The organism is Aeromonas sp. s10, assembly GCF_040907975.1.
Taxonomy (GTDB): domain Bacteria; phylum Pseudomonadota; class Gammaproteobacteria; order Enterobacterales; family Aeromonadaceae; genus Aeromonas; species Aeromonas caviae.
The window spans coordinates 18,400-40,335 of the sequence record NZ_JBFOCV010000038.1 but is presented as its reverse complement, the minus strand read 5'-3'; the positions used below and the strand labels follow the sequence as shown (position 1 = coordinate 40,335).

Here is a 21,936-nt window from a genome sequence, read left to right as displayed (position 1 = left end):
CATCAGGAAAGAAAAATGGCAGGCCCAGGCCTGCCATCCACCAGGTCGGGGGCCAGGCCCCCTCCCATCAGGTTATTCGGTTCCCGAGCCGGAAACCGGTTTGAAACTCCCGCTCACGGATGTGGGCGATCTGCACTTCCTTGCCTTCCAGCCCGATGTCTTTGAGCAGGGCAGGTGAAAGATGCAGGTAGCTGACGCGACGCTCCAGCCGGGTGATCCTTTTTTGAACCAGGGTCTCTACGTGGCGCAGCAGGGCGAGTTCGATAGACATAATATTCTCCAGTTGAACGTGCGGTTCCCCCGGAGAGAGGTGATCACCCTGCGGGACAACCGCGGGTGATGAAAAAAGCAGGTGTTACCTGTCCCCTCCACGCGGCAAATAAAGAGCACGAGTCTTCGCGCTGCCAGAGCAGCGATCGAACGCAACGTTGAACATGGAATGTTGCATGGTCGTCTCCTTACCGTGTGAAAGTTGAACAAGTTGCCGCAGTGTAAAAAAACACCGAATTTTACGCAATATCTCTCCCACCCATATGGGTGGAATGCGGTCAAAAAGAGGTTCAGTCAAATCCCTGACAACAACCGAAACTCCTCCAGCGCATAGGTATCCGTCATGCCGCTCACATAATCGAGCAGCAGCCGCACCCGGTAGTACCACTCCTGCTCGCTCTCCTTTTCGAAACGGGGATCCCGGCTCGCCACCGCCAGCCGGTACGCCTTGAGGTGGCGGGCAGAGAGGCGGTGGAACAGCCGCCGGGCAAAGAAGAGCTCGCTCCCGCCGTTGCCGGCGAGCAGCCGCTCGAACTGGCTGGCGGGCAGGGCCAGCAGGCAGGCGTAGGTGGAGAGCACCCCGCGCAGGGCGGCATAGCCTTCCAGCTCCAGCGCCTCCACCTCCGGGCGCATGAACACCAGCTCGCGAGCCACCCGCTTGAGGGTATCGAGTACCCGGGCTGCCGGAGCCTGACCGTGCAGCAGCGCCTGGGGATAGGCCCCGCTCAGGATCTGATCGTGCTCGGCCACATAGGTATGGGCGGCCAGCGCCACCAGATCCCGGGTCAGATGCTGGCGAAAATGGGGGAAGAACCCCCGACCGGAGGCAAGCGCCTCATCGAGCAGGTCGGCCATGTAACCGCCCTCGTCCGCCTCGCGCAGGGCTGCCAGCAGCTCGATCTGGGTGAGGATGCGCCTGTCCACTGCATCCTCGAGATCGGCGATGCAGTAAGAGATGTCGTCCGCCGCCTCCATGATGTAGACCAGCGGATGACGGCACCCCTCGGCCAGCCCCAGGCTCTGGCCGAGGGCACGATAGAGGGGTTGTTCGCTGAAGAAGATGCCGCGCTTGCTGGTCCAGCCGTGGTGCTGACCATAGCCCTGGGGATGGTGCAGGCCCGGCAGGGGCTGCTGCGGGTATTTGCACAGCGCCGCCAGCTGCCCCAGGGTGAGGTTCAGCTCATGCAGGCTGTGCACCAGTCGCAGGCTCTGGGCATTGCCGTCAAACACCAGCAGATCCTGGCGAAGGGTTGCCCACTGGGGGCTCGGCAACTGGTCGTGGGCACGGGCGAAGAGGCCGTCCAGCTCCTGGGCAAGCCACTGACTCATCACCTGCTCGCCGAAATGGCCAAACGGCGGGTTGCCGACATCGTGCAACAGGCAGGACATCTCCACCAGATTGATGAAGGCCCCCTCGCACACCACTCCGGCTGGCAACGCCGCCAGGATGCGGCGACTGATCTGGCGACCGGTCTCCTGTACCTCCAACGAATGGGTGAGGCGGCTGCGCACCGAGGCTTTCACATCGAGCGGGAAGACCTGGGTCTTCTGCTGCAGGCGGCGCACCGGCGCCGCCTGCACGATGCGGGTGCGGTCCTGCTCCGTCGCCTCCAGCAGGTCTTCGTCTCCCCAGGGGTGAATGCGCTCGGGGGGGATCAAACGGTCATACATGTCGTGGCTCCTTGCCTGAGGCGTCGTGTCTACGAGAGCAGCCAGCGCCGCAGGCGGGCGATGTCACCCGGGTATTCCCGGCGCAGGGTTTCAATCCAGTCCTCCACGTTCTCCCACCAGGCGGGGTGTTCCGGGCTCTGGATGAGCTGGGCCGTCTGCTGCAACCGGCGCAGGCCGATGGAGCCCGCCGCTCCCTTGATCTTGTGGGCCTCCTCCACCACACCGGCCTGATCCCTGGCAATCATGTTGGAGTCGAGCACCGCCATGTAATCCGGCATCATCTTCTCGAACAGCTCGACGCTGGAGAGCAGCACCGGCTTGCCGACCGTGCTGGCGTAATCGGTGAGGAAGGGCAGATCCAGCAGGGCATCCTGATGGTGGACATCGTCCTGCTCGTCCGCCTCGTCCCCGGCAAGATCCGCAAACAGGTGGCCTATCACCTCCCGCACCGCCTTGGAGCCCAGCGGCTTGTTGATCACATCCTGCATGCCGTGATCCCGGTAGTACTGGCGATCGCCGGTGGCGTTGGCGGTGAGCGCCACCATGGGGGGCAGGCTGTCGCCGTAGCGCGCGAGCAGCTGCTCCGCCACATCGAACCCCGTCATGTCCGGCAACTGGATGTCGAGCAGGATCAAGTCGAAATCATCCGGGTTGGCCATGGCCAGCGCCTCTGCACCATCCCGCGCCACCTTGACCTGATGGCCGAGCTTGTTCAGCAGGGCGCAGGCCACGGTCACGTTGAGCTCCACATCCTCCACCAGCAGGATGTCGAGGGAGGGCATCTCGGGCTCCGGGGCCGCGGCCTTGGGCTCGACGCAGTCCACCTCCAGCTCGGCGGTGAAGCAGGCGCCTTCGCCCGGGTCGCTGTCCACATAGAGTTGACCGCCCATGGCCTGCACCAGCTGGCGGGAGACCGCAAGGCCGATGCCGGTGCCGGTGGCGTGCTTCTTGCCCTGCACCTGATAGTACATGGCGAAGATCTTCTCCTGCTGGGCGCGGGGAATACCCACCCCGGTGTCTTCCACCTCGAAGTGCAGCGCCAGCTTGCCCGGTTCATCAGCGGCGTGGGCGAGACAGCGTATGGTGACGCCCCCTTCATCGGTGAACTTGACCGCATTGCCCACCAGGTTCCACAGCACCTGGCGCAGCCGGGTGCCGTCCGCCATCACGAACTGGGGCATGTCGCCGTCCCGGTCGAAGTGCAGGTAGAGCCCCTTCTGCTCCGCCTGGATGCGCGACAGCGTCTCCAGCTCGTCGAGGAAGGCGGGCAAATCCAGCGGAGCCGGCGCAATCTCCAGCCGACGACGGTCGAGCTTGTCCAGATCGATGATGTCGTTGAAGATGTTGCCGAGCGTCACCGCGCTCAGGTGGATGGTCTTGAGTTGCTGCTGCTGTCTGGCATCGAGAGGCGTATCCATCAGCATCCGGCTCAGGCCGACGATGCCATTGAGCGGGGTGCGCAGCTCGTGGCTGATGGTGGAGATGAAGGTGGTCTTGTCCCGACTCGCCTTCTCCAGCTTGTCCTGGTACTGCTTGCGCTCGGTGATGTCGCGACCAAAGCCGAGCAGGCCGAGCCGCTTGCCGAAGCGGTCGAAGAAGGGCACCTTGCGCAGCTCGAAGTAGGCCTTGCGGCCATCGGGATACTCCAGCCACTGCTCATAGGTGAGCGGCTCGTTCTGGGCGAAGACCTGCTTGTCGGTCTCCACCACCTTGCTGGCGATGTCGTGCTTGTAGACATCGAACGGGGTCAGGCCGATGAGTTCCGCTTCCACCTTGCCGGTGAGCTCCTCCATGGCGCGGTTGCAACCGGAGAACTGCTCGTCCTCGTTGCGGTAATAGACCAGATCGGGGGAGCAGTCGATGAAGGAGCGCAAGAGGGCGGTACGCTCCCCCAGATGCAGCTGGGCCTTCTCCCGCTGGAACACTTCGTTTTCGAGATCCTCGATGGCTTGCTGGCGCAGGGTCTCGGCCCGGTTGGTCTCGGCGATCTGGGCATTGAGGCGGCTGATGTTCTCCTGCAACTGGCTGTTGAGCTCGAGATCCCGCTCGCGCATGTCTTGCAGCTTGCGCACCATCCGGGTCAGCCGCTGGCGGGAGTCCTCCAGCTGATCCACCACGATGGAGAGAAAATAGACGGCCCAGGGGGTCACCAGCAGACCGAAGAAGACAGAGCGCACCAGGTCGACGATGTCCACGGTGCCGCGCAAAAACAGGGTCACCCCCATCTGGATCGACACGGCCAGCACTATGATGGCGGTGGCCAGGAACATGCTGAAGCGCACCAGTCCCAGCTTGGTCATCAGGTCGACGTAATATTGCGCCCAGGATTTGATCTGCTTCATCTCGTTGTTTTCTCCCCTTTTCTTGCGCAAACAGGATACCAGTACGGCGCCATGAACTCTTGTCCGTCGCGTATTCAATTATTGATTAACGTCACACTCCGGCTGGGGTAGCATGCCTGCCATGCCTCAGTCAGCACCGGTTCCACCGGAATACCGGGGCACACTGTCACCCTTCTCATTCGTTATGTCAGGAGCATACCCGATGCGAAATCATGTTCTGTTGAGCCTTGGCCTGCTGGTCGCCACCACCGCCCACGCCGATCTGGGGGAGATCCCCCGCCAGACCGGCTGGTCCGGTTTTCTGCTGGGCGGAGTCAATGCCGGCAGCCACAAGTCCAACTTCTATGCCGGTGACGACAGCAACAGCCGTATCGATGATCTGGGCTCCCCCGGCCGCGAAAGCGGTCTGAGCCCGCTGCTCAATGCCGATATCCGCTACACCTTCGCCGATACCCGCACCCAGGTCTTTCTCGGCAACCTCATCCAGGACGCGGTGCGCTTCGACTTTACCCAGCAACTCGGTCTGCGCCAGGAGATGGGTGACAAGGGTATCGTCGCCACCTCCCTGGTGTTCAACCTCATGCCGGTGGAAGTGTGGAGCGATCCCTTCGCCACCGGCGTGGACCGCAGCGCCACCGATCTCACCTCGAAAGGGGTGCGCTTTGCCTGGGACAGGATCTGGGGCAGCAACGTCTACGCCACCCTGACCAGCCGGGAAGTGGAGCTCGACGAGGAGCGCAGCGGCCAGCAATATGACCTGACCCACGGCACCCACTACGCCTCCATGCTGAGCCGCAACGGCAAGGTCCACGACCTGGCTGTCTCCTACCAGTACCACTTCGGCGGCGACCAGCTGCTGGAGCCCGCCTTCCTCTACAAGGAGGCCCGCCTGGACGGGAGTGCGGAGAGCTTCAAGAATACCGGTCTGCAGCTGACCTATGCCAAGCGCGCCTCCCAGTGGTCCATCGTGAGCAACCTCTACGCCGGCAAGCGCAAGTATGACGAGGCGAATCCCCTGTTCGGCCAGCGCGCCGATGCCAGCGAATTCGCCCTCAATGGCACCTTCTTCTGGCACAACCTGTTCGGCATCAAACCCCTTGCCGCCACCTTCACCGCGGCCTATTCCAGCGCCGACTCCGACATCGACTTCTACGATGCCGAGGCGCTTCGCTTCAGTACCGGGCTGCTTTACAACTTCTGACCCGCCCCAAGCAAGGAGGCCACCCCCGGGGTGGCCTCTTCATTTGCACAACCCTCGACCATCAGATGCCGAGGGAATCCAGCAGATCGTCGTGCTCGTTGCTCGCCGGCGCGGCCGCCGGTGCCGGTTTGGCTGACTGCTTGGCCTGGGCGATCAGCTCGTCGGGATCCACCTCCTCCTGCACGCCGCCATCATGGATCCGGATAAACTCCGTCTTGTCCATGGCCAGCTCCAGATAGAAGATGTTGTTGCTGGCGGTGAAGAAGGTCACCCGGCGGGTCTCGGGATTGTCGAGGTTGGTGTCGACGCTCAGCATCACCTGCTTGTTGAGCGCCAGCATCTTGGGCTGGTTCTGGGTGATGTGGGTCTGCAGCTCGCGCCCCACCTTGGTGGTGAAGCTGCCGACGATCTGGTTCATCAGCTCGCCCATGACGTTGCTCACCTCGTCCGAGGTGTGGGAGATGGCAAGATCCTCCTTGGAGAGCCCCATGCTCAGCATGTAGCTCTGGTAGAGCTCCATGGCCGCGGCGGCGGAGAAGTTGATCACCACCAGCCCGGAGAAGCCGCCGTCAAACAGCACGAAACAGCCGATGTCAGGCTTGAGGCAGGTCTTGCTGATCCGCTGCACCATGCCGGAGAAGCGCACCTGGGTCTGGGTCGCCGCACTCAATACGCTCGTCACCGAATTGCACAGGCTCAGCAGTACGTCCTCTGTGGTCAATACGGCATCATCCTCGGATCTTGTCACTATCATGGAACCTTCCTGCTGATCGAAATAATGGGGCTGTCACTCGTGTCGCCCATGTCACCATGCACCGGCGCGATACGCTAACAGATTGCGTGATCCCGGTGCCCAAAGCGCGAGCCACCTCTCACTTGACTGGATTATCAGTCAGAAATGGCTGAAATCCATCCAGGGTAGCCAGACGGGTTTGCCAACTGGCAGCCGCCCCTTGCAAGGCCTGCTCCTCATAGGGAATGGCGGGACAGGCACCCCAGATGGGACCGGGCCAGGCCGCATCCGAGCTGAAGCGGGCCACGTGGTGCAGGTGCAGCTGAGGCACCAGATTGCCGAGGGCCGCCACGTTGATCTTGTCCGGGCCGAGTGCCCGCTCCATCAGGGTGGCGACGGCGCAGGACTCCTGCATCAACTGCTGTTGCTGCTCGGGGGCCAGATGATGGATCTCCCGCAGGTTGGCGACCCGGGGCACCAGAATCAGCCAGGGATACTGGCTGTCTTTGGCCAGCAGGACGCGGCACAGAGGCAGATCCCCGAGTATCCGGGTATCCGCCTGAAGGCGGGGGTGCAATTCAAACATGGGGGCCTCGCTGATCAACATGGGCACATCGGGAATCAAAGATGTGCCCACGTTACTGCAACGGGGAGCAAACTTAAAGGCGCGGCACGGCCCAACCGATGAAGCGCTTGCGAAGAGCGGGGTCCGCCTGCAGGAAAAGCTGTTGCAACTGCCCTTCCAGGGCGCTGGCCGGCACGGAGGAGGCCCGGGGCGTCGCCACGGCGGCCGCAGCCACATCCGCCGCACCGGCGAGCACGGCAGGCCCCTCGCCACGGTTGTACTCCATCAGCCTGGCATGCCAGTCCATGCCGATCTGCATCCCCTGCACCATCAGCGTATCCTGGCGCACCTCGAGGGGCTGCCCCCCCGCCACCAGGCCCAGGACAGGAGCCTTGGCGTAGCGTTCCATCCCGGCCTCGTCCGCAGGCACGGGAGCCTGCAGGCGCACCGACTGCCCGCGGGCCTCATAGCGAAGCACCTGGGGCTCGGAGCGAACCTGGCGATCGTTGTCGCTGCTGTTGCGACTCGGGATCACCCCCTCGTAACGCACCAGCAGTTGCTGCTCTCCGTCGGCCAGCACGGCGTGCTGCTCGTCCTGCACCTTGCCTGCGCTCACCGCCAGGATCTGGAAATCCCGGGGCACCTCGACCCTGACCTCGGCCTGCACACCGCCGCAGCACAGCAGCGCAACCCCTGCCCAACCCTGATGACGCTTCATTCCCTGACTCTCCTTTCGCGATGAAGGGCGCAGGGTAGCAGCCCCAGATGACAGAAAAATAACGGGATGCAGGCTCACCCCAGCAGATAATGGGGCCGCTCGGCAAACCACTGGGCCAGCACCTGCTTGAACAGCCGGATCTTGCGCGGCACCCGGCGCTGCTGGGCGTGCAGCACATGGATCGGGTGCAGGCCGGTCTGCCACTCCGTCAGCACGGCCACCAGCTCCCCTCGGGCCAGGCTGGCTTCCACCAGCATCAGTGGACACTTGGCAAAGCCCATGCCCGCCCGGGCCAGTTGCAGCAGGGTGCTGTAGTGGTTGGCCCGCACTCGCCCCTGCACCAGGATGTGCGCCTCCTCCTCCCCCTGGCGAAAGTGCCACTGCTCCCAGTCCGGGTTGTGGCCCTGCAGCAGGCAGGAGCGCCCCCCCAGCTCATAGGGAGTGGCGGGGATCCCCTCTCGCGCCAGCAGGGCGGGGCTTGCCACCACCACATCCTTGAGCCTGCCGAGCGGCAGGGCCACCAGGTTGTCGGGGATCAGTTCCATGGCCCGCAGAGCGATGTCATTCTCCCCCTGGCTCATGTCGATCATGGCATTGGTGAAGTTGAGCTCGACCTGGACGCCGGGGCAGAGCTCGGCAAAACGGGCGAGCAGCTCGCTCACCATGCGGTCCCCCGTACTGACCGGGCAGGTGAAGCGCAGGCGGCCGCTGTCCTCCTCGGTCAGGGCGCGGATCCCCTCCTCCGCCTCCCGGGCCAGGGCGAAGATCTCGCCGGCCTGCTGGTGAAGCACCCGCCCCGCCTCGGTCAGGCTGAGTCTGCGGGTCGTGCGCTGGAGCAGCTGGGCATTGAGGGCGGACTCCAGGGAGCTGACATGGCGACTCAGCATCCCCTTGCTCACCCCCAGGGCATCGGCAGCGGCGGAGAAACTGCCCCGCTGCACCACTTCATAGAAACTGGCCAGGTGAGTGATATCCATCATTAGCTCCAATGTGGAAACAATGGGTTCATCATAAGCGCTTTTTCTCCCTTTTCATCCCGCTATCATCAACTCATCTCAACCAGGAGCGATAGATATGAAGATTGTGATTGTGGGTGCCTCCGGCACCATTGGCGCCGCCGTCAGCGAACTGCTTGCCCAGGATCACCAGGTGATCCGGGTCGGTCACAGCCAGGGGGATGCCAGAGTGGACATGCGCGACCCCGCCTCCATCCGGGCGCTCTTCGAGCAGATCGGATCCTTCGATGCCCTGGTGGTCGCCAGCGGCAGCGTCGCCTTCAATGCCCTGACCGAGATGACGGACGAGCAGTGGCAGGTGGGGCTTCAGAGCAAGCTGATGGGCCAGATAAACCTGACCCGGGCCGCCATTGCCCACCTGAGCGACCGTGGCTCCATCACCCTCATCAGCGGCATTCTGAGCGAGGAGCCCATCCACTGGGGGGTGAGCGCCACCACCATCAACGGTGCCATCGAGCACTTCGTGAAAGGGGCCGCCTGCGAGCTGCCAAGGGGCATTCGCATCAACGTGGTCAGCCCCACCGTGCTGGAAGAGTCCATGAGCAAGTATGCCGACTTCTTCCCGGGCTTCGTGCCGGTACCCGCCGCCCGGGTGGCCCAGGCCTACAAGAAATCGGTACTGGGGGTACAGACCGGCCAGACCTTCCGGGTCAATGGCTGAGCGCTCCGGACAACCCAATGAAAACGGGCCCCGTCATGGGGCCCGTTTTGTCATCTGCGTTGCAAGTGCCTCGCCAGCCACCGGCAAACGTTTGTGCGCCTGCGGCAAAAAAAGCGGTCGGCCTCAGTCGATCAGGCCGTACTGCTCCCGCAGTACCTCGATGATCTCCTGCTTCGGATTGGCACTGCGTACCAGCGGCTGACCGATGATCATCTCGGCGATCCCCACATAGGTGCGGGAGATATCCATCATCACCTCGGTGGGCAGCTTGTTGTCCCGGGCCAGGGCGAAGCGCTCGGGCATGCGGTTCTTGTTGAGCAGGATGTCCGGATCCGGGAAGTGGTTCAGCAGCCACTGGCGGAAGCCCTCTTTGGACTTCTCGATGATCTCGCCGCCGCGAAGGGCTGCGCCGTCCCAGATGCGGGAGCTGTCGGGGGTGCCCACTTCATCCATGTAGATGAGCTTCTCGCGACCGGCGGCATCGGTCACGTAACCGAACTCGAACTTGGTGTCGACGAAGACCTGATCCAGGGCAGCCAGCGCCTCGCTGATGACGTTGAAGCCCTCTTTGAGCAGCGCCTCGTAGCGGTCGATGTCCGCCGGGGAGCGGAAGCCGAAGGCCTGATGGTGGCGCTCGATGTCGCCGCGGGAGACGTTGACGTCGTCCGCTTCCGGCACGCCATCCAGCCCCTTGAGGATCCCCTTGGTGGACGGGGTGATGAGGATCTCGGGCAGCTTCTGATCCTTCTTGAGCCCTTCCGGCAGGGTGATACCGCAGAATTCCCGCTCACCATCCTTGTAGGCACGCCACATGGAGCCGGTGATGTACTGGCGGGCAATGGCCTCGATCATCACGGGACGGGCTTTTTGCACGATCCAGACGAAGGGGTGCGGGATGTCCAGGATGTGGCTGTCCGCCAGCCCCTGCTCCTTGAACAGCTTGAACCAGTGGCTGGAGATGGCATTGAGCGCCGCGCCCTTGCCCGGCACGCCGTTCAGACCGTCCACCCCTTGCCAGATGCAGTCGAAAGCCGAGATGCGATCACTGATCACCATGAGGGCCAGGGGCGTATCGGCCGGCACATCATAGCCTTTCTCCCGAATGAGCCGGGCACTGTCTGCCGGGGTCAACCAGTAGACGCTGCGCACTTTGCCGGAATGGACAGGTTTATCGGTACGGATCGGCAAATCGTCGTTCACCGCCAATACTTGATCTGCAAGACTCATGGCTAATAACATTTCCTGTTGTGGGACTAGTTAGGCAGGGGCACCAGACCCCTGTCTGTGGGGGATTCACATCATCAGGTACTCAGGCCCGGGGCAACCGGCTCGGCACGCTGACCCTGCGGCAACCCGGACATAACAAAACAGGGGCGCGAGGCCCCTGTTTCCATGCTTACTTCGCCCCCTGATCGGCCAAGCCCTTGGCAAAGGCCTCGGACAGGCTGATGTACATCTGGGAGATGACACCGGATGCGACAGGTTTCTTGTCCTTGTCGAACAGGGTGATGGAGGTCTTGCCGCCCGTCATCTCGCCGAGCTGGAAGCGATACGTGTCTTCCTCGAGCTTGAACGGCTCCGCTCCCTTGGCCTTCCAGAACTCGCTGTCCGGCTCGTCGTACTCCACGTCGATCCAGCCCAGGGACTGCTGGGTGTCCTTGATGGTGAAACCATAGGCAGGCAGCACCTGATTGAGGCGGCGCCACACCTGGTCAAACGACCCTTCGGCAATCCAGGCGCTCAGCTCGTTGTTGTCCAGACCCAGCTCCAGCCCCATGCCATCGCTGGATTTGTGCTGTTCACGGGCCTTGAGCTGCTTGTCGTAATAGAGGGAAAACTGGTTCAGGGCGCGGGTGGCATAACGCTGGGCGTCCGCCGGCGTCAGCACAGTGCTGGTCTCGCCGTCGATGGTCTCTTCGTGATCCAGCACCCGTACCGACATCTTGATGGCGTGACGCTGCACATCGTTGCGCAGGGTGAACTGGTAACGCTGACGGATCTTGAAGTCATCGTCATCTTCCGCCCAGCCATCGAGCACCGCTGAGTTGTCAAACCAGCCGGTCTGCAAGACGCCGTCCTGTTGATCCAGCTTCTCGGTGGTGACCTTGTGTTCGGCCAGGAAGTTCATCAGGAAGGCCCAGGTATCGCGCTCCACGCTCTGGGAGGTGCTGAGGGCATAGAAGGCGACGGTCGGCTCGCTGGCATTGGCCACCACCTGGCTGCCGGGCACCACGGTGAGCAACTGGGCAGGCGGACGCACGTCCACCTTGGCCCCGAGGGCGCCCTCACGGCTGCTCTCGGGCAGGGCCGGAATGTCGAAATTGCTGTTAAAGGCGGGGGTACTCAACCCGGCGGGCACAAGGAAGGCGCGGCCTTCGAGGCGGCTCTCTTCATACTCGAAGCCACGGTTGGCCATTTTGCGTTCCTGGGGTGAGCTGCAGGCAGCCAGCACGGCCACCGTCGCGACACTCAGTACCAGGCGCACTGCATTTCCCTTTCCATTTGCTTTAAACACTCGCCATCAACTCCGCAGTCGTCAGTGCTCGCGCCATCGCCGCTTCCCCCTCGGGGGTGAGATCGGTCAGGGGCAGACGCAAGGTCGCCGTCGCCATCAATCCCAGCCGGGCACAGGCCCATTTCACCGGGATGGGACTCGGTTCACAGAACAGAGTCTGATGCAACGGCATCAATCGATTGTTGATGTCATGAGCCTGCCCGGCATCACCGGCCAGGGCAGCACGACACATGTCGGCCATCTGGGGCGCCGCAATATTGGTGGTGACCGAAATGACACCATCGCCCCCTTGCAGCATAAAATCACATCCGCTGGCGTCATCGCCACTATAAAGCGCAAAATCCGGCCCGCACAGTTCGCGCAGCAGCGGGGTACGGCCAAGATCGCCAGTCGCTTCTTTCAAACCTATGATGCCGGGCACCTTGGCCAGACGGGCCACCGTCTCGGGTTTGAGGTCACAGCAGGTGCGACCGGGCACATTATAGAGAATTTGAGGCAGACCACTAGCCTCGGCGATCGCACAATAGTGACGATAGAGGCCTTCCTGGGTGGGTTTGTTGTAATAGGGGGTAACCGAGAGACCCGCCACCACGCCCATGGTGGCGAAACGCCGGGAAAGGGCGATGGCGTGAGCAGTGTTGTTGGAGCCGCACCCCGCGATGACGGGAATGCGTCCGGCGGCGTATTCCACCGTCTTCTCAACCACGGCGATATGTTCCTGCTCGCTCAGGGTGACCGACTCTCCCGTGGTTCCCACGGCGACAATGGCGCTGGTCCCGGCATCCACATGATATTCCACCAGCGCTGCCAGACTGACCCAATCGATGTCGCCCGAAGGCAACATGGGGGTAACGAGCGCAACAATACTACCGCGTAACATGGATAATTCTCCCGATTTTCAGGGGCGTAATGGTAAAGCTGCCCCTTTTGAAAAACAAGGGAGGCACGGGACAAGCCGTGTTACCATCCGGCACAAAACGTATGAATGCACGAGCGCACAAGAGGCCTCCCGGCAGGGTGCCGGCACCCGCGGTCAACGCATTCTCAATAATGGACGAGAGACGATTTATGACTCACTACCTGGTCGTAACGGCCATCGGCACGGACAGGCCTGGCATCGTCAATGAGGTGACCCGTCACGTCAGTGGCTGCGGTTGCAACATTGTCGACAGCCGTCTTGGCATCTTCGGCAACGAATTCACCTTCATCATGCTCCTGTCCGGTGACTGGAACAGCCTGATGCAACTGGAAATCAGCCTCCCACTGCGCAGCCAGGAGTGGGATCTCATCACCATGATGAAACGCACCGAGCGCCACCACTCCCTGCAATATGACATCAGCGCCAGCGCAGAGGTGCTGATCCGGGATCAGCCGGGCATCGTAAGTCAGTGCACCCAGTTCTTCAGCGATCACGGCTGGGACATCCAGGCCATGCAGACCATCACCCTGGAACAGCAGCCCTTCAACCTGCTCAAGGCGAACTTTCAGTTGAATCTCTCCAAGCAGGGAGAAGAGCCCGGCTCGAAGACAGCCTTCGCCGATTTCTGTCGTGGACTGGGCGCCGAGTCGTTCGAATTCATCGTCAATCACAAGTACGCCTGACGGCGTTTATCCGAGGAGACCCCATGTCACCACTAGAAGCTGGTACCCAGGCCCCCGATTTCTCCCTCTCCGATCAGGACGGCAATCAGGTTCGCCTCGCCGACCTGCGCGGCAAGAAGGTGCTGATCTATTTCTACCCCAAGGCGATGACCCCGGGTTGCACCACCCAGGCCTGCGGTCTGCGCGACGTCAATAGCGAGCTGGCTGCCCTCAATGTGGTGGTGCTCGGCATCAGCCCGGACAGCGCCAAGCGCCTGAAAAAGTTTGAGGAGCGCGACAACCTCAACTTCCGCCTGCTGGCCGATGAGGATCACGCGGTGGCCGATGCATTTGGCGTCTGGGGCCCGAAGAAGTTCATGGGCAAGGAGTATGACGGCATTCATCGCCTGAGCTTCCTCATCGATGAAGAGGGCAAGGTTGCCCATCGCTTCGACAAGTTCAAGACCAGCGATCACCATCAGGTGGTGCTCGACCTCGTCAAGGGGTAAGCCACCAGCGGCATTGTTGCAGGGCTCGCCATGGCGGGCCCTGCTCGTTTCACCACGGCATCAGCCCCCACTCTCTGGCGGCTCACCAGAGCGCCTCTCCCCCCTTTTCTCGCCAACCTCCCCTCTCAGATCAAAAAATTCATCCTGGATATGGGTTAACGTGACCCCAGATTCATTTTCCAGCGAGACAGCCCATGAACATGAGCCACACCGAACGCCTGATCCTGAGCAACCAGTACGAGATCCTGGCCAAACTCAATCCGGAAAAGGCGGCGTTTTACCAGCGTGCCAGCACCATCGTCGAGCGCGGCTACTGCCTGCAGATCCTCGAGCTGGAGAAGAGCTTCGGCCATCTGGATCTCGCCACCTGCCAGGAGGTGCTGGACACCCTGGAGCTGCACCATGCACTGGCCATCTCCTGGGGCAACCTGGATGCCAGCGCCCGGGCCGATGTCAACGAGAGCCGCCTTGCCTTCAACGGCTACAGCCGCAGCCAGGAGCGGGAACTGGCGGATTACGTCTGCTTCCTGCTGGAAGTGGACAAGCGCTTCCCCGAACTGCCCTGCCCCTGCGATGAGCTCTCCAGCGACATCGCCATGCGGGACAAGTACCAGCGCATGCTGGCGGTCTGGCGTCAGTGCCCCCGTCAGTACAAGCTATCCATCCAGGAGATCAGCAAAGTGCTGGCCGCCTGAATGTGAAAAAGGCGCCTGAGGGCGCCTTTTTCATCAGTCTGACTTCGGAAAGTCATTCGTAGAGGAAGGATTTGTCCAGCTGCTTGAAGGCGGCGTTGAGGGTATCGGCCAGCTCTTCGTAGCGGGGACGGGCCACCAGCTGACGTTGACCGCCCTGCTCGTTCATCTTGCCGTTTATCTCCCGATACCAGGTGGCGAGGGAGGGGGGTAGCCGGGTATCGGCGCGCTGGCCGAGCCAGTAGTACCCTTGCAGCGGCAGGCTGAGCAGGAAGAGCACGGACGCCATCACGGAGGGCCAGTAATGAAGCTCGCCAAATTGGAACTGCACCATGACGCTGAGCACCGCCAGTGCCGGGATCACCTTGAGGGCGAATTCGGTGGCCTTGATCACCCGATTCTCCGGGAACATGGAATTAAGCTCGGGACGGCGCGGCCAAAGAGTCATATAATGACGGCCTTGCTGTAATTTAGTTCCAAAAATGTTCATGCTCATGCTACCTCCGAGCTCTTTTCGAACGCATTAACGGCAAAACCTCGACAATATTTGAGAGGCAATAACAAAGGTTGAGGATGACTTTGTTATTTTTCAACAATCAGGTTATCCTTTGTACGCCCATTTTTACGCTGGGGCACGGCCACTGACCAGTCAGGGACGTCTGAATTTCGGGTCTTGTATCACTATACAAGGGGCAAGCAACAGATTGCCAACCCTCATAAGGATAAGTTGATAGTTTTTGGACGCACCGCGTCCGGCGCATCCTCCAACCCAACCCAATCTGCGATAGGATTTATTCATGAGTAAGCTGGTTCTTGTTCTTAACTGTGGCAGCTCGTCCCTGAAGTTTGCTGTCATTGACGCAACCACCGGTGATGACCTGCTGTCCGGCCTGGCCGAATGCTTCAACCTCGACGACGCCCGCATCAAGTGGAAGCTGAACGGCGAGAAAGGCAACGCTGATCTGGGTGCCGGTGCCGCTCACCAGGAAGCGCTGGACTTCATCGTTCACAAGATCCTGCCGCTCAACCCGGAACTGTCCAAGAACCTGATCGCCATCGGCCACCGCGTGGTACACGGCGGCGAGCGTTTCACCTCCTCCGTTCGCATCTGTGATGACGTCATTGCCGGCATCGAAGCCGCCATTCCTTACGCACCGCTGCACAATCCGGCTCACCTGATCGGTATCCGTGCCTCCCTGAAGGTCTTCCCGGAACTGGCCGAGAAGAACGTCGCCGTGTTCGACACCGCCTTCCACCAGACCATGCCGGAAGAAGCCTTCCTGTACGCCCTGCCGTACAAGCTCTACAAAGAGAACGGCATCCGTCGCTACGGCGCCCACGGCACCAGCCACTACTACATCAGCCTGGAAGCGGCCAAGCAGCTGAACAAGCCGGTGGAAGAGCTCAACATCATCAACTGCCACCTGGGCAACGGCGGCTCCGTCTGCGCCATCAAGAACGGCCAGTCCGTCGACACCTCCATGGGCCTGACCCCGCTGGAAGGCCTGGTGATGGGTACCCGTTCCGGTGACATCGATCCGGCCATCATCTTCTTCCTGCACGACAAGCTGGGCATGAGCGTTGCCGAGATCAACACCATGCTGACCAAGGAATCCGGCCTGCAGGGTCTGACCGAAGTCACCTCCGACTGCCGTTTCGTTGAAGACAACTACGACAGCAAGGAAGAAGCCAAGCGCGCCATGGACGTGTACTGCTACCGTCTGGCCAAGTACATCGGTGCCTACGCCGCCGCCATGGACGGTCGTCTGGATGCCGTGGTCTTCACCGGCGGCATCGGCGAGAACTCCGCCCCGATCCGTGAGATCACCCTGAACAAGCTGGGCCTGCTGGGCTTTGACGTCGACCACGACGCCAACCTGAAGGCTCGCTTCGGCAAGGGCGGCGAGATCACCAAGGCTGGTTCCACCAAGGCCCTGGTTATCCCGACCAACGAAGAGTGGGTCATCGCCCACGACGCGCTGGAACTGGTCGGCGCATAAATTAGCTGTAGAGCAAGGCCGCCCCAGGGCGGCCTTTTCCTGATCCCAAAAAATGAACAAGGGGTAATAAGTGGCACGCACTATTATGCTCATCCCGGTCGGCACTGGTGTCGGCGTAACCTCCGTGAGTCTTGGCGTCGTTCGCGCCATGGAACGTCACGGTGTCAATGTCAGCTTCTTCAAACCGGTCGCCCAGCCGCGTCCGGGTGAAACCGGTACCGAGCGCTCCACCGCCGTGATCCGCGCCGCTGCCAACATCAACCCGCCCGAGCCGTTCGCCCTCTCCTACGCCGAGAACATGATCACCTCCAGCAACACCGACATCCTGCTGGAAGAGATCGTGGCCCGCTTCGAAGAGCACGTGAAGACCAGCGGTGCCGAAGTGGTGGTGATCGAGGGCCTGGTTCCGACCGACAAGCAACCCTTTGCAAACAAGCTGAACTACGACGTCGCCAAGGCGCTGGACGCCGACATGGTGTTCGTGACCCATCCGGGCAACGACTCCAGCCAGAAGCTCAAAGAGCGCATCGAGCTGGCCTGCTCCAACTTCGGTGGCGTCAACAACCCGCGCATCGTGGGCTGCGTCATCAACAAGGTGGGTGCCCCGGTTGACGAGCACGGTGTGACCCGTCCCGACCTGACCGAGATGTTCGAAGCGCACCACCACGGCGCCGATACCGGCCACAACCTGGAAGTGCTGCAAGTCTTCGGCAAGAGCCCGCTGCGCATCCTCGGCTGCATCCCCTGGAACACCCAGCTGATCGCCCCGCGCGCCAAGGATCTCGCCAAGCACCTGGCCGCCAAGATCATCAACAAGGGTGAGTTGGAAAGCCGCCGCCTGCAGACCGTGACCTTCTGCGCCCGCTCAATCCACAACATGATCGAGCACTTCCGTCCGGGCAGCCTGCTGGTGACCTCCGGCGACCGCTCCGACGTCATCGTCTCCGCCTGCCTGTCCGCCATGAACGGCGTCAAGCTGGGTGCCCTGCTGCTGACCGGCAACTACCACCCGGAACCCCAGGTGATGGCACTGTGCCAACAGGCCATGGCCACCGGTCTGCCGATCATGATCACCGGCACCAACACCTGGCAGACCGCCGTCAGCCTGCAGAACTTCAACGTCGACATCCCGGAAGATGACCGCGAGCGTATCGAGCTGGTGCAGGACTACGTTGCTGGTCACATCGACAAGCACTGGATCGAGTCTCTCTCCGCCAAGTCCACCCGTTCCCGTCGCCTGAGCCCGCCGGCTTTCCGCTACCAGCTGACCGAACTGGCCCGTCAGGCCAACAAGCGCGTCGTGCTGCCGGAAGGGGAAGAGCCGCGGACCATCAAGGCTGCCGCTATCTGTGCCGAGCGTGGCATCGCCCGTCCGGTCCTGCTGGGCAACCCGGAAGAGATCCGTCGTGTTGCCGAACAGCAGGGCGTGGTACTGACCGACCGCGTCGAGATCATCGATCCGGTTGCCGTACGCGAGCGCTATGTGGCTCGTCTGGTCGAGCTGCGCAAGAACAAGGGCATGACCGAAGTGGTTGCCCGCGAGCAGCTGGAAGACAACGTGGTACTGGGTACCATGATGCTGGAGCGCAACGAGGTCGACGGTCTGGTATCCGGCGCCGTGCACACCACGGCCAACACCATCCGTCCGCCGATGCAGATCATCAAGACCGCCCCGGGCTCTTCCCTGATCTCCTCCATCTTCTTCATGCTGCTGCCGGATCAGGTGCTGGTCTACGGTGACTGCGCCATCAACCCGGATCCCACTGCCGAGCAACTGGCCGAGATCGCCATCCAGTCCGCCGACTCCGCTGCCGCCTTCGGTATCGAGCCGCGCGTGGCCATGATCTCCTACTCCACCGGCACCTCCGGCGCCGGCGCGGACGTGGAGAAGGTGCGTGAAGCGACCGAGCTGGCCAAGGCCAAGCGTCCCGACCTCATCATCGACGGCCCGCTGCAGTACGATGCGGCCATCATGGAGAACGTCGCCAAGTCCAAGGCACCGAACTCCCCGGTTGCCGGCAAGGCCACCGTGTTCGTCTTCCCGGATCTCAACACCGGCAACACCACCTACAAGGCGGTACAGCGCTCCGCCGAGCTGGTCTCCATCGGCCCCATGCTGCAAGGCATGCGCAAGCCGGTCAACGACCTCTCCCGTGGCGCCCTGGTGGACGACATCGTCTACACCATCGCCCTGACCGGCATCCAGGCAGCCCAGGCTGAGTAATCGACCCGCAGTCCGATGCAATGAAAAACCCGCCGAGAGGCGGGTTTTTTTATGGCTCGCGCCCAGAAATGTTGATCCGCAAGATCAGATCGGGATCCCGTGCGGATCCACGGACAGATCCGCGTTCCGCCCTTGGCAAGGCACGAGGGATAAGCAAACGCTCACACCCTCGCCAGGGGATTGCACAAATGCGATCCAGCCAGGATCAAATTGAAATATCCCTTTAAGATCATGAGACTAACGCCAGACACACCGCTAATCTACAGAGTTTTCCACAGCTTTTGTGGATAGTTTACCGATCATTTGAAAGAAAATGACAGGTGAAGACCCTCCCTTCCCCCTTCTCTTTCACCCCCTCGATAACCTCCTGATGCTGTGGCCTGCATCCCTACCGGCCCCCCCACTTGCCCGCAACGCTGCCAGACACGAAAAAGGGCTCCGAAGAGCCCTTGAACAGCTATTTTCACATCCGGCCACATCAGGGACGCAGGGATTTGTCCGCCCGGGAGATGCCACAGACACCGGAGCGCACCACTTCGATGATCTCGTTGGTCTGGGCAGCCGTCTTGATGAAGGCGTCCAGCTTTTCGCTGGTCCCGACGAGCTGCACCGTGTAGAGCTCGGGGGTGACGTCGACGATCTGGCCACGGAAGATGTCCGCCAGCCGCTTCAGTTCGTCACGTGCACCACCGGCGGCGCGCGCCTTGACCAGCGCGATCTCCCGCTCGATGTGCTCACCCTCGCTCAGGTCACACACCTTGAGCACGTCCACCAGCTTGTGCAGCTGCTTCTGGATCTGCTCCAGCACCCGCTCATCACCCATGGTGACGATGGTCATGCGGGACAGAGTGGGATCCTCGGTGGGGGCCACCGTCAGGGTCTCGATGTTGTAGCCGCGCTGGGAGAAGAGACCTACCACACGGCTCAGGGCACCGGATTCGTTCTCCAGCAGAACGGAAATTATATGTCTCATCAGGTTCTCTCCGTCTTGCTCAGCCACATCTCGTCCATGGCACCAAATTTGATCTGCATCGGATAGACGTGCTCGTCCGGATCGACCGAGATGTCCATGAACACCAGTCTGTCCTTCATGGCAAAGGCCTTCTCCATGGCGCTCTCCAGCTCCGCCGGATCGCTCACCGCAATGCCGACGTGGCCATAGGCTTCCGCCAGCTTGACGAAGTCAGGCAGGGATTCCATGTAGGAGTGGCTGTGACGGCCACCGTAGAACATCTTCTGCCACTGCTTGACCATGCCCAGCGCACGGTTGTTGATGGAGATGATCTTGATGGGCACCCCGTACTGCATGCAGGTGGAGAGCTCCTGAATGTTCATCTGCACCGAGCCGTCGCCGGTGACGCAGCAGACCACCGCATCCGGGTTGGCAAACTGGGCGCCCATGGCGGCAGGAATGCCGAACCCCATGGTGCCGAGACCACCTGAGTTGATCCACTGACGTGGTTTGGCAAACGGGTAGTAGAGGGCGGCAAACATCTGATGCTGGCCCACGTCGGAGGCGACGAACGCCTCCCCCTTGGTCACCTTGTAGAGAGTCTCGATGACCTGCTGCGGCTTGATCAGGGTGGGATGGGTCTCGTAGGCCAGGCAGTTGCGGGAGCGCCACTGGTTGATCTGCTCCCACCAGTCCGCCAGCGCCTGCTTGTCGTTGTCAAAGCCGCACTCGCGGATCACTTCCAGCATCTGTTCCAGCACGGTTTCCACCGAGCCGACGATGGGCACATGGGCCTGTACCGTCTTGGAGATGGAGGTGGGGTCGATGTCGATGTGGACTATGGTAGCGTTGGGGCAGAACTTGGCTACGTTGTTGGTCACGCGATCATCGAAGCGGGCACCCACTGCGAAGATGAGATCCGCGTTGTGCATGCTCTTGTTCGCTTCGAAGGTACCGTGCATCCCCAACATACCGATAAACTGCGGATGGGTGCCGGAGAAGGCGCCCAGCCCCATGAGCGTGGTAGTCACCGGCAGGTTCAGCAGCTCCGCCAGCTTGGTCACCAGGTGATCCGCATTGGCGTTGATGGCGCCGCCACCCACGTACATGACCGGGCGACTCGCCTCGGTCAGCAGCTTGGCAGCCCGCTTGATCTGGCCCTTGTGTCCGGCCTTGGTCGGATTGTAGGAGCGCAGGGAAACGGACTCGGGATACTGATAGGGGAACTTCTCTTTCGGATTCTGCACGTCTTTGGGCAGATCCACCACCACGGGCCCCGGGCGGCCACTAGCGGCAATGTAATAGGCCTTCTTGATGGCCTCGGGAATGTCGCTGGCTTTCTTGCACAGGAAGCTGTGCTTCACCACCGGGCGGGAGATGCCGATCATGTCGGTCTCCTGGAACGCATCCTCCCCGATCATGCTGGTCGGCACCTGGCCGGACAGGATCACCAGGGGAATGGAATCCATGTAGGCGGTGGCGATCCCCGTGATGCAGTTGGTGGCGCCGGGACCCGAGGTCACCAGCACAGTGCCCACCTTGCCGGTGGAGCGGGCGTAACCGTCCGCCATGTGCACTGCGGCCTGCTCATGCCGCACCAGGACATGCTCCATCTTGCCGTTTTCGAAGAGAGCGTCATAGATGTCGAGCACTGAGCCACCAGGGTAGCCGAAAACGTGTTCCACTCCCTGATCTTCCAGCGCTCTAACCACCATCTGGGCGCCTGATAACATCTCCATGATAAAGCCCTCCAGGCTTTGCTCCGTTAAGCGAAAGCTATCGACAGTCCGCTGCTTCCCGGCAGCGCCGATCCGAGTCTTGTTGTTGTCTGCAGGCAGATCAGGCGAGTTCGGAGCCGTCGATAGTAGAAAAATAGGGGTTTTCCATCATTCACCCGAAAAGCGGGTGAAAAACCAACTTAACCCGCCCGTGAACGCTTGTCCACGGCTTTGTCTGGCCATAACAGTCATAAATTTCAAACAGCTATTAACATTCAGTGACTTGGCCACCAGACGGGCAACAAAGAGGGGCCCTGGGGGGAACAACCAGCGGATCATGCTGCCCGCGTCGGTCAGGAACAAAATAAACGGCCCACCCCGAGGGGGTGGGCCGTCAAAAACTGGCTGGTTTCACTGCTCGTCTTCGGGTTCTGCCAGCCAGATCTGCTGATCCGGATCCGTCTCTTCGCAGACCGAAATGCTGACACCCATGTCGAGCAGCTCATGCAGGGTGAGATTGTCTGCCAGAGTCATGGTGTCGCCGTTTTCATTGGTAAAGCGCATGGTG

The 21,936-nt window shown here is 61.5% G+C and carries 21 protein-coding genes; 7 read left to right on the top strand and 14 right to left on the bottom strand.

Annotated elements, in window-relative coordinates:
- Positions 1-67: 67 nt before the first annotated feature.
- The 3 genes from AB5Y59_RS13305 to arcB all read right to left on the bottom strand — a co-directional run bounded on the left by AB5Y59_RS13305 (position 68) and on the right by arcB (position 4,283).
- Entirely contained in the window at positions 68-271 is a 204-nt protein-coding gene (locus AB5Y59_RS13305; RefSeq protein WP_041211124.1) for a hypothetical protein, read from the bottom strand.
- A 293-nt stretch (positions 272-564) separates the two neighbouring features.
- Positions 565-1,941 carry a dGTPase gene (dgt, locus tag AB5Y59_RS13300; protein ID WP_069651844.1) on the bottom strand — a complete coding sequence of 459 codons (1,377 nt, stop codon included), beginning with the start codon at positions 1,939-1,941 and terminating at the stop codon, positions 565-567.
- A 29-nt stretch (positions 1,942-1,970) separates the two neighbouring features.
- A complete protein-coding gene (gene arcB, locus AB5Y59_RS13295) occupies positions 1,971-4,283 on the bottom strand; it encodes an aerobic respiration two-component sensor histidine kinase ArcB (RefSeq protein WP_221436037.1) in 2,313 nt (770 codons plus the stop codon).
- 202 nt (positions 4,284-4,485) lie between these two features.
- On the opposite strand from arcB, the gene AB5Y59_RS13290 reads away from it, so the two are divergent.
- Positions 4,486-5,484, top strand: a complete 999-nt coding sequence (locus tag AB5Y59_RS13290) for a DUF2860 family protein (protein WP_042881204.1) — start codon at positions 4,486-4,488, stop codon at positions 5,482-5,484.
- A 61-nt stretch (positions 5,485-5,545) separates the two neighbouring features.
- On the opposite strand, the gene AB5Y59_RS13285 is transcribed toward AB5Y59_RS13290, so the two are convergent.
- From AB5Y59_RS13285 to AB5Y59_RS13270, 4 genes are all read right to left on the bottom strand, one after another.
- A complete protein-coding gene (locus AB5Y59_RS13285) occupies positions 5,546-6,238 on the bottom strand; it encodes a DUF3334 family protein (protein WP_029313837.1) in 693 nt (230 codons plus the stop codon).
- 118 nt (positions 6,239-6,356) lie between these two features.
- Entirely contained in the window at positions 6,357-6,803 is a 447-nt protein-coding gene (locus AB5Y59_RS13280; RefSeq protein ID WP_039040966.1) for an HIT domain-containing protein, read from the bottom strand.
- A 73-nt stretch (positions 6,804-6,876) separates the two neighbouring features.
- Positions 6,877-7,500: a DUF2057 domain-containing protein gene (locus tag AB5Y59_RS13275; RefSeq protein WP_368212120.1), complete on the bottom strand. Its 624-nt coding sequence runs from the start codon at positions 7,498-7,500 to the stop codon at positions 6,877-6,879.
- Positions 7,501-7,574: 74 nt separating this feature from the next.
- Positions 7,575-8,477, bottom strand: coding sequence for a LysR family transcriptional regulator (locus tag AB5Y59_RS13270; protein ID WP_039040949.1), 903 nt, complete (start codon positions 8,475-8,477; stop codon positions 7,575-7,577).
- Positions 8,478-8,574: 97 nt separating this feature from the next.
- On the opposite strand from AB5Y59_RS13270, the gene AB5Y59_RS13265 reads away from it, so the two are divergent.
- The gene (locus tag AB5Y59_RS13265; RefSeq protein WP_368212118.1) at positions 8,575-9,177 is read left to right on the top strand and encodes a short chain dehydrogenase; all 603 of its coding nucleotides are present in this window, start codon (positions 8,575-8,577) and stop codon (positions 9,175-9,177) included.
- Positions 9,178-9,300: 123 nt separating this feature from the next.
- Here the strand turns inward: AB5Y59_RS13265 and AB5Y59_RS13260 are convergent, their stop codons facing one another.
- The 3 genes from AB5Y59_RS13260 to dapA form a co-directional block, all read right to left on the bottom strand.
- Positions 9,301-10,404 (bottom strand): phosphoribosylaminoimidazolesuccinocarboxamide synthase, encoded by a 1,104-nt coding sequence (locus AB5Y59_RS13260; RefSeq protein WP_010673169.1) that lies wholly within the window; start codon positions 10,402-10,404, stop codon positions 9,301-9,303.
- Positions 10,405-10,573: 169 nt separating this feature from the next.
- Positions 10,574-11,692: an outer membrane protein assembly factor BamC gene (gene bamC, locus AB5Y59_RS13255; RefSeq protein WP_081843969.1), complete on the bottom strand. Its 1,119-nt coding sequence runs from the start codon at positions 11,690-11,692 to the stop codon at positions 10,574-10,576.
- Entirely contained in the window at positions 11,685-12,572 is an 888-nt protein-coding gene (gene dapA / locus AB5Y59_RS13250; RefSeq protein WP_029313831.1) for a 4-hydroxy-tetrahydrodipicolinate synthase, read from the bottom strand. Before dapA ends, bamC begins: the two co-directional genes overlap by 8 nt.
- A gap of 188 nt (positions 12,573-12,760) precedes the next feature.
- Here dapA and AB5Y59_RS13245 point away from each other — a divergent pair, with 188 nt between their 5' ends.
- The 3 genes from AB5Y59_RS13245 (at position 12,761) to AB5Y59_RS13235 (ending at position 14,477) form a co-directional block, all read left to right on the top strand.
- Positions 12,761-13,294: a glycine cleavage system protein R gene (locus AB5Y59_RS13245; RefSeq protein WP_010673166.1), complete on the top strand. Its 534-nt coding sequence runs from the start codon at positions 12,761-12,763 to the stop codon at positions 13,292-13,294.
- A gap of 23 nt (positions 13,295-13,317) precedes the next feature.
- Positions 13,318-13,782 (top strand): thioredoxin-dependent thiol peroxidase, encoded by a 465-nt coding sequence (gene bcp / locus AB5Y59_RS13240; RefSeq protein WP_010673165.1) that lies wholly within the window; start codon positions 13,318-13,320, stop codon positions 13,780-13,782.
- A gap of 194 nt (positions 13,783-13,976) precedes the next feature.
- Positions 13,977-14,477: a YfbU family protein gene (locus AB5Y59_RS13235; RefSeq protein ID WP_039040945.1), complete on the top strand. Its 501-nt coding sequence runs from the start codon at positions 13,977-13,979 to the stop codon at positions 14,475-14,477.
- A 52-nt stretch (positions 14,478-14,529) separates the two neighbouring features.
- Here AB5Y59_RS13235 and yfbV read toward each other — a convergent pair whose 3' ends face one another.
- Positions 14,530-14,970, bottom strand: coding sequence for a terminus macrodomain insulation protein YfbV (gene yfbV / locus AB5Y59_RS13230; protein WP_029313829.1), 441 nt, complete (start codon positions 14,968-14,970; stop codon positions 14,530-14,532).
- A 301-nt stretch (positions 14,971-15,271) separates the two neighbouring features.
- Here yfbV and AB5Y59_RS13225 point away from each other — a divergent pair, with 301 nt between their 5' ends.
- Together AB5Y59_RS13225 and pta are read left to right on the top strand one after the other, a co-directional pair.
- Positions 15,272-16,474 (top strand): acetate kinase, encoded by a 1,203-nt coding sequence (locus AB5Y59_RS13225; protein ID WP_368212116.1) that lies wholly within the window; start codon positions 15,272-15,274, stop codon positions 16,472-16,474.
- Positions 16,475-16,544: 70 nt separating this feature from the next.
- Positions 16,545-18,698: a phosphate acetyltransferase gene (pta, locus tag AB5Y59_RS13220; protein ID WP_010673161.1), complete on the top strand. Its 2,154-nt coding sequence runs from the start codon at positions 16,545-16,547 to the stop codon at positions 18,696-18,698.
- A gap of 478 nt (positions 18,699-19,176) precedes the next feature.
- Here pta and ilvN read toward each other — a convergent pair whose 3' ends face one another.
- The 3 genes from ilvN to AB5Y59_RS13205 all read right to left on the bottom strand — a co-directional run bounded on the left by ilvN (position 19,177) and on the right by AB5Y59_RS13205 (position 21,932).
- A complete protein-coding gene (gene ilvN / locus AB5Y59_RS13215) occupies positions 19,177-19,671 on the bottom strand; it encodes an acetolactate synthase small subunit (RefSeq protein ID WP_010673160.1) in 495 nt (164 codons plus the stop codon).
- Positions 19,671-21,389, bottom strand: coding sequence for an acetolactate synthase 3 large subunit (locus tag AB5Y59_RS13210; RefSeq protein WP_043156169.1), 1,719 nt, complete (start codon positions 21,387-21,389; stop codon positions 19,671-19,673). The genes ilvN and AB5Y59_RS13210 overlap by 1 nt, the downstream gene beginning before the upstream one ends.
- A gap of 390 nt (positions 21,390-21,779) precedes the next feature.
- On the bottom strand, positions 21,780-21,932 hold the full coding sequence (locus AB5Y59_RS13205) for a hypothetical protein (RefSeq protein WP_010673158.1): 153 nt from the start codon (positions 21,930-21,932) through the stop codon (positions 21,780-21,782).
- Positions 21,933-21,936: the final 4 nt, after the last annotated feature.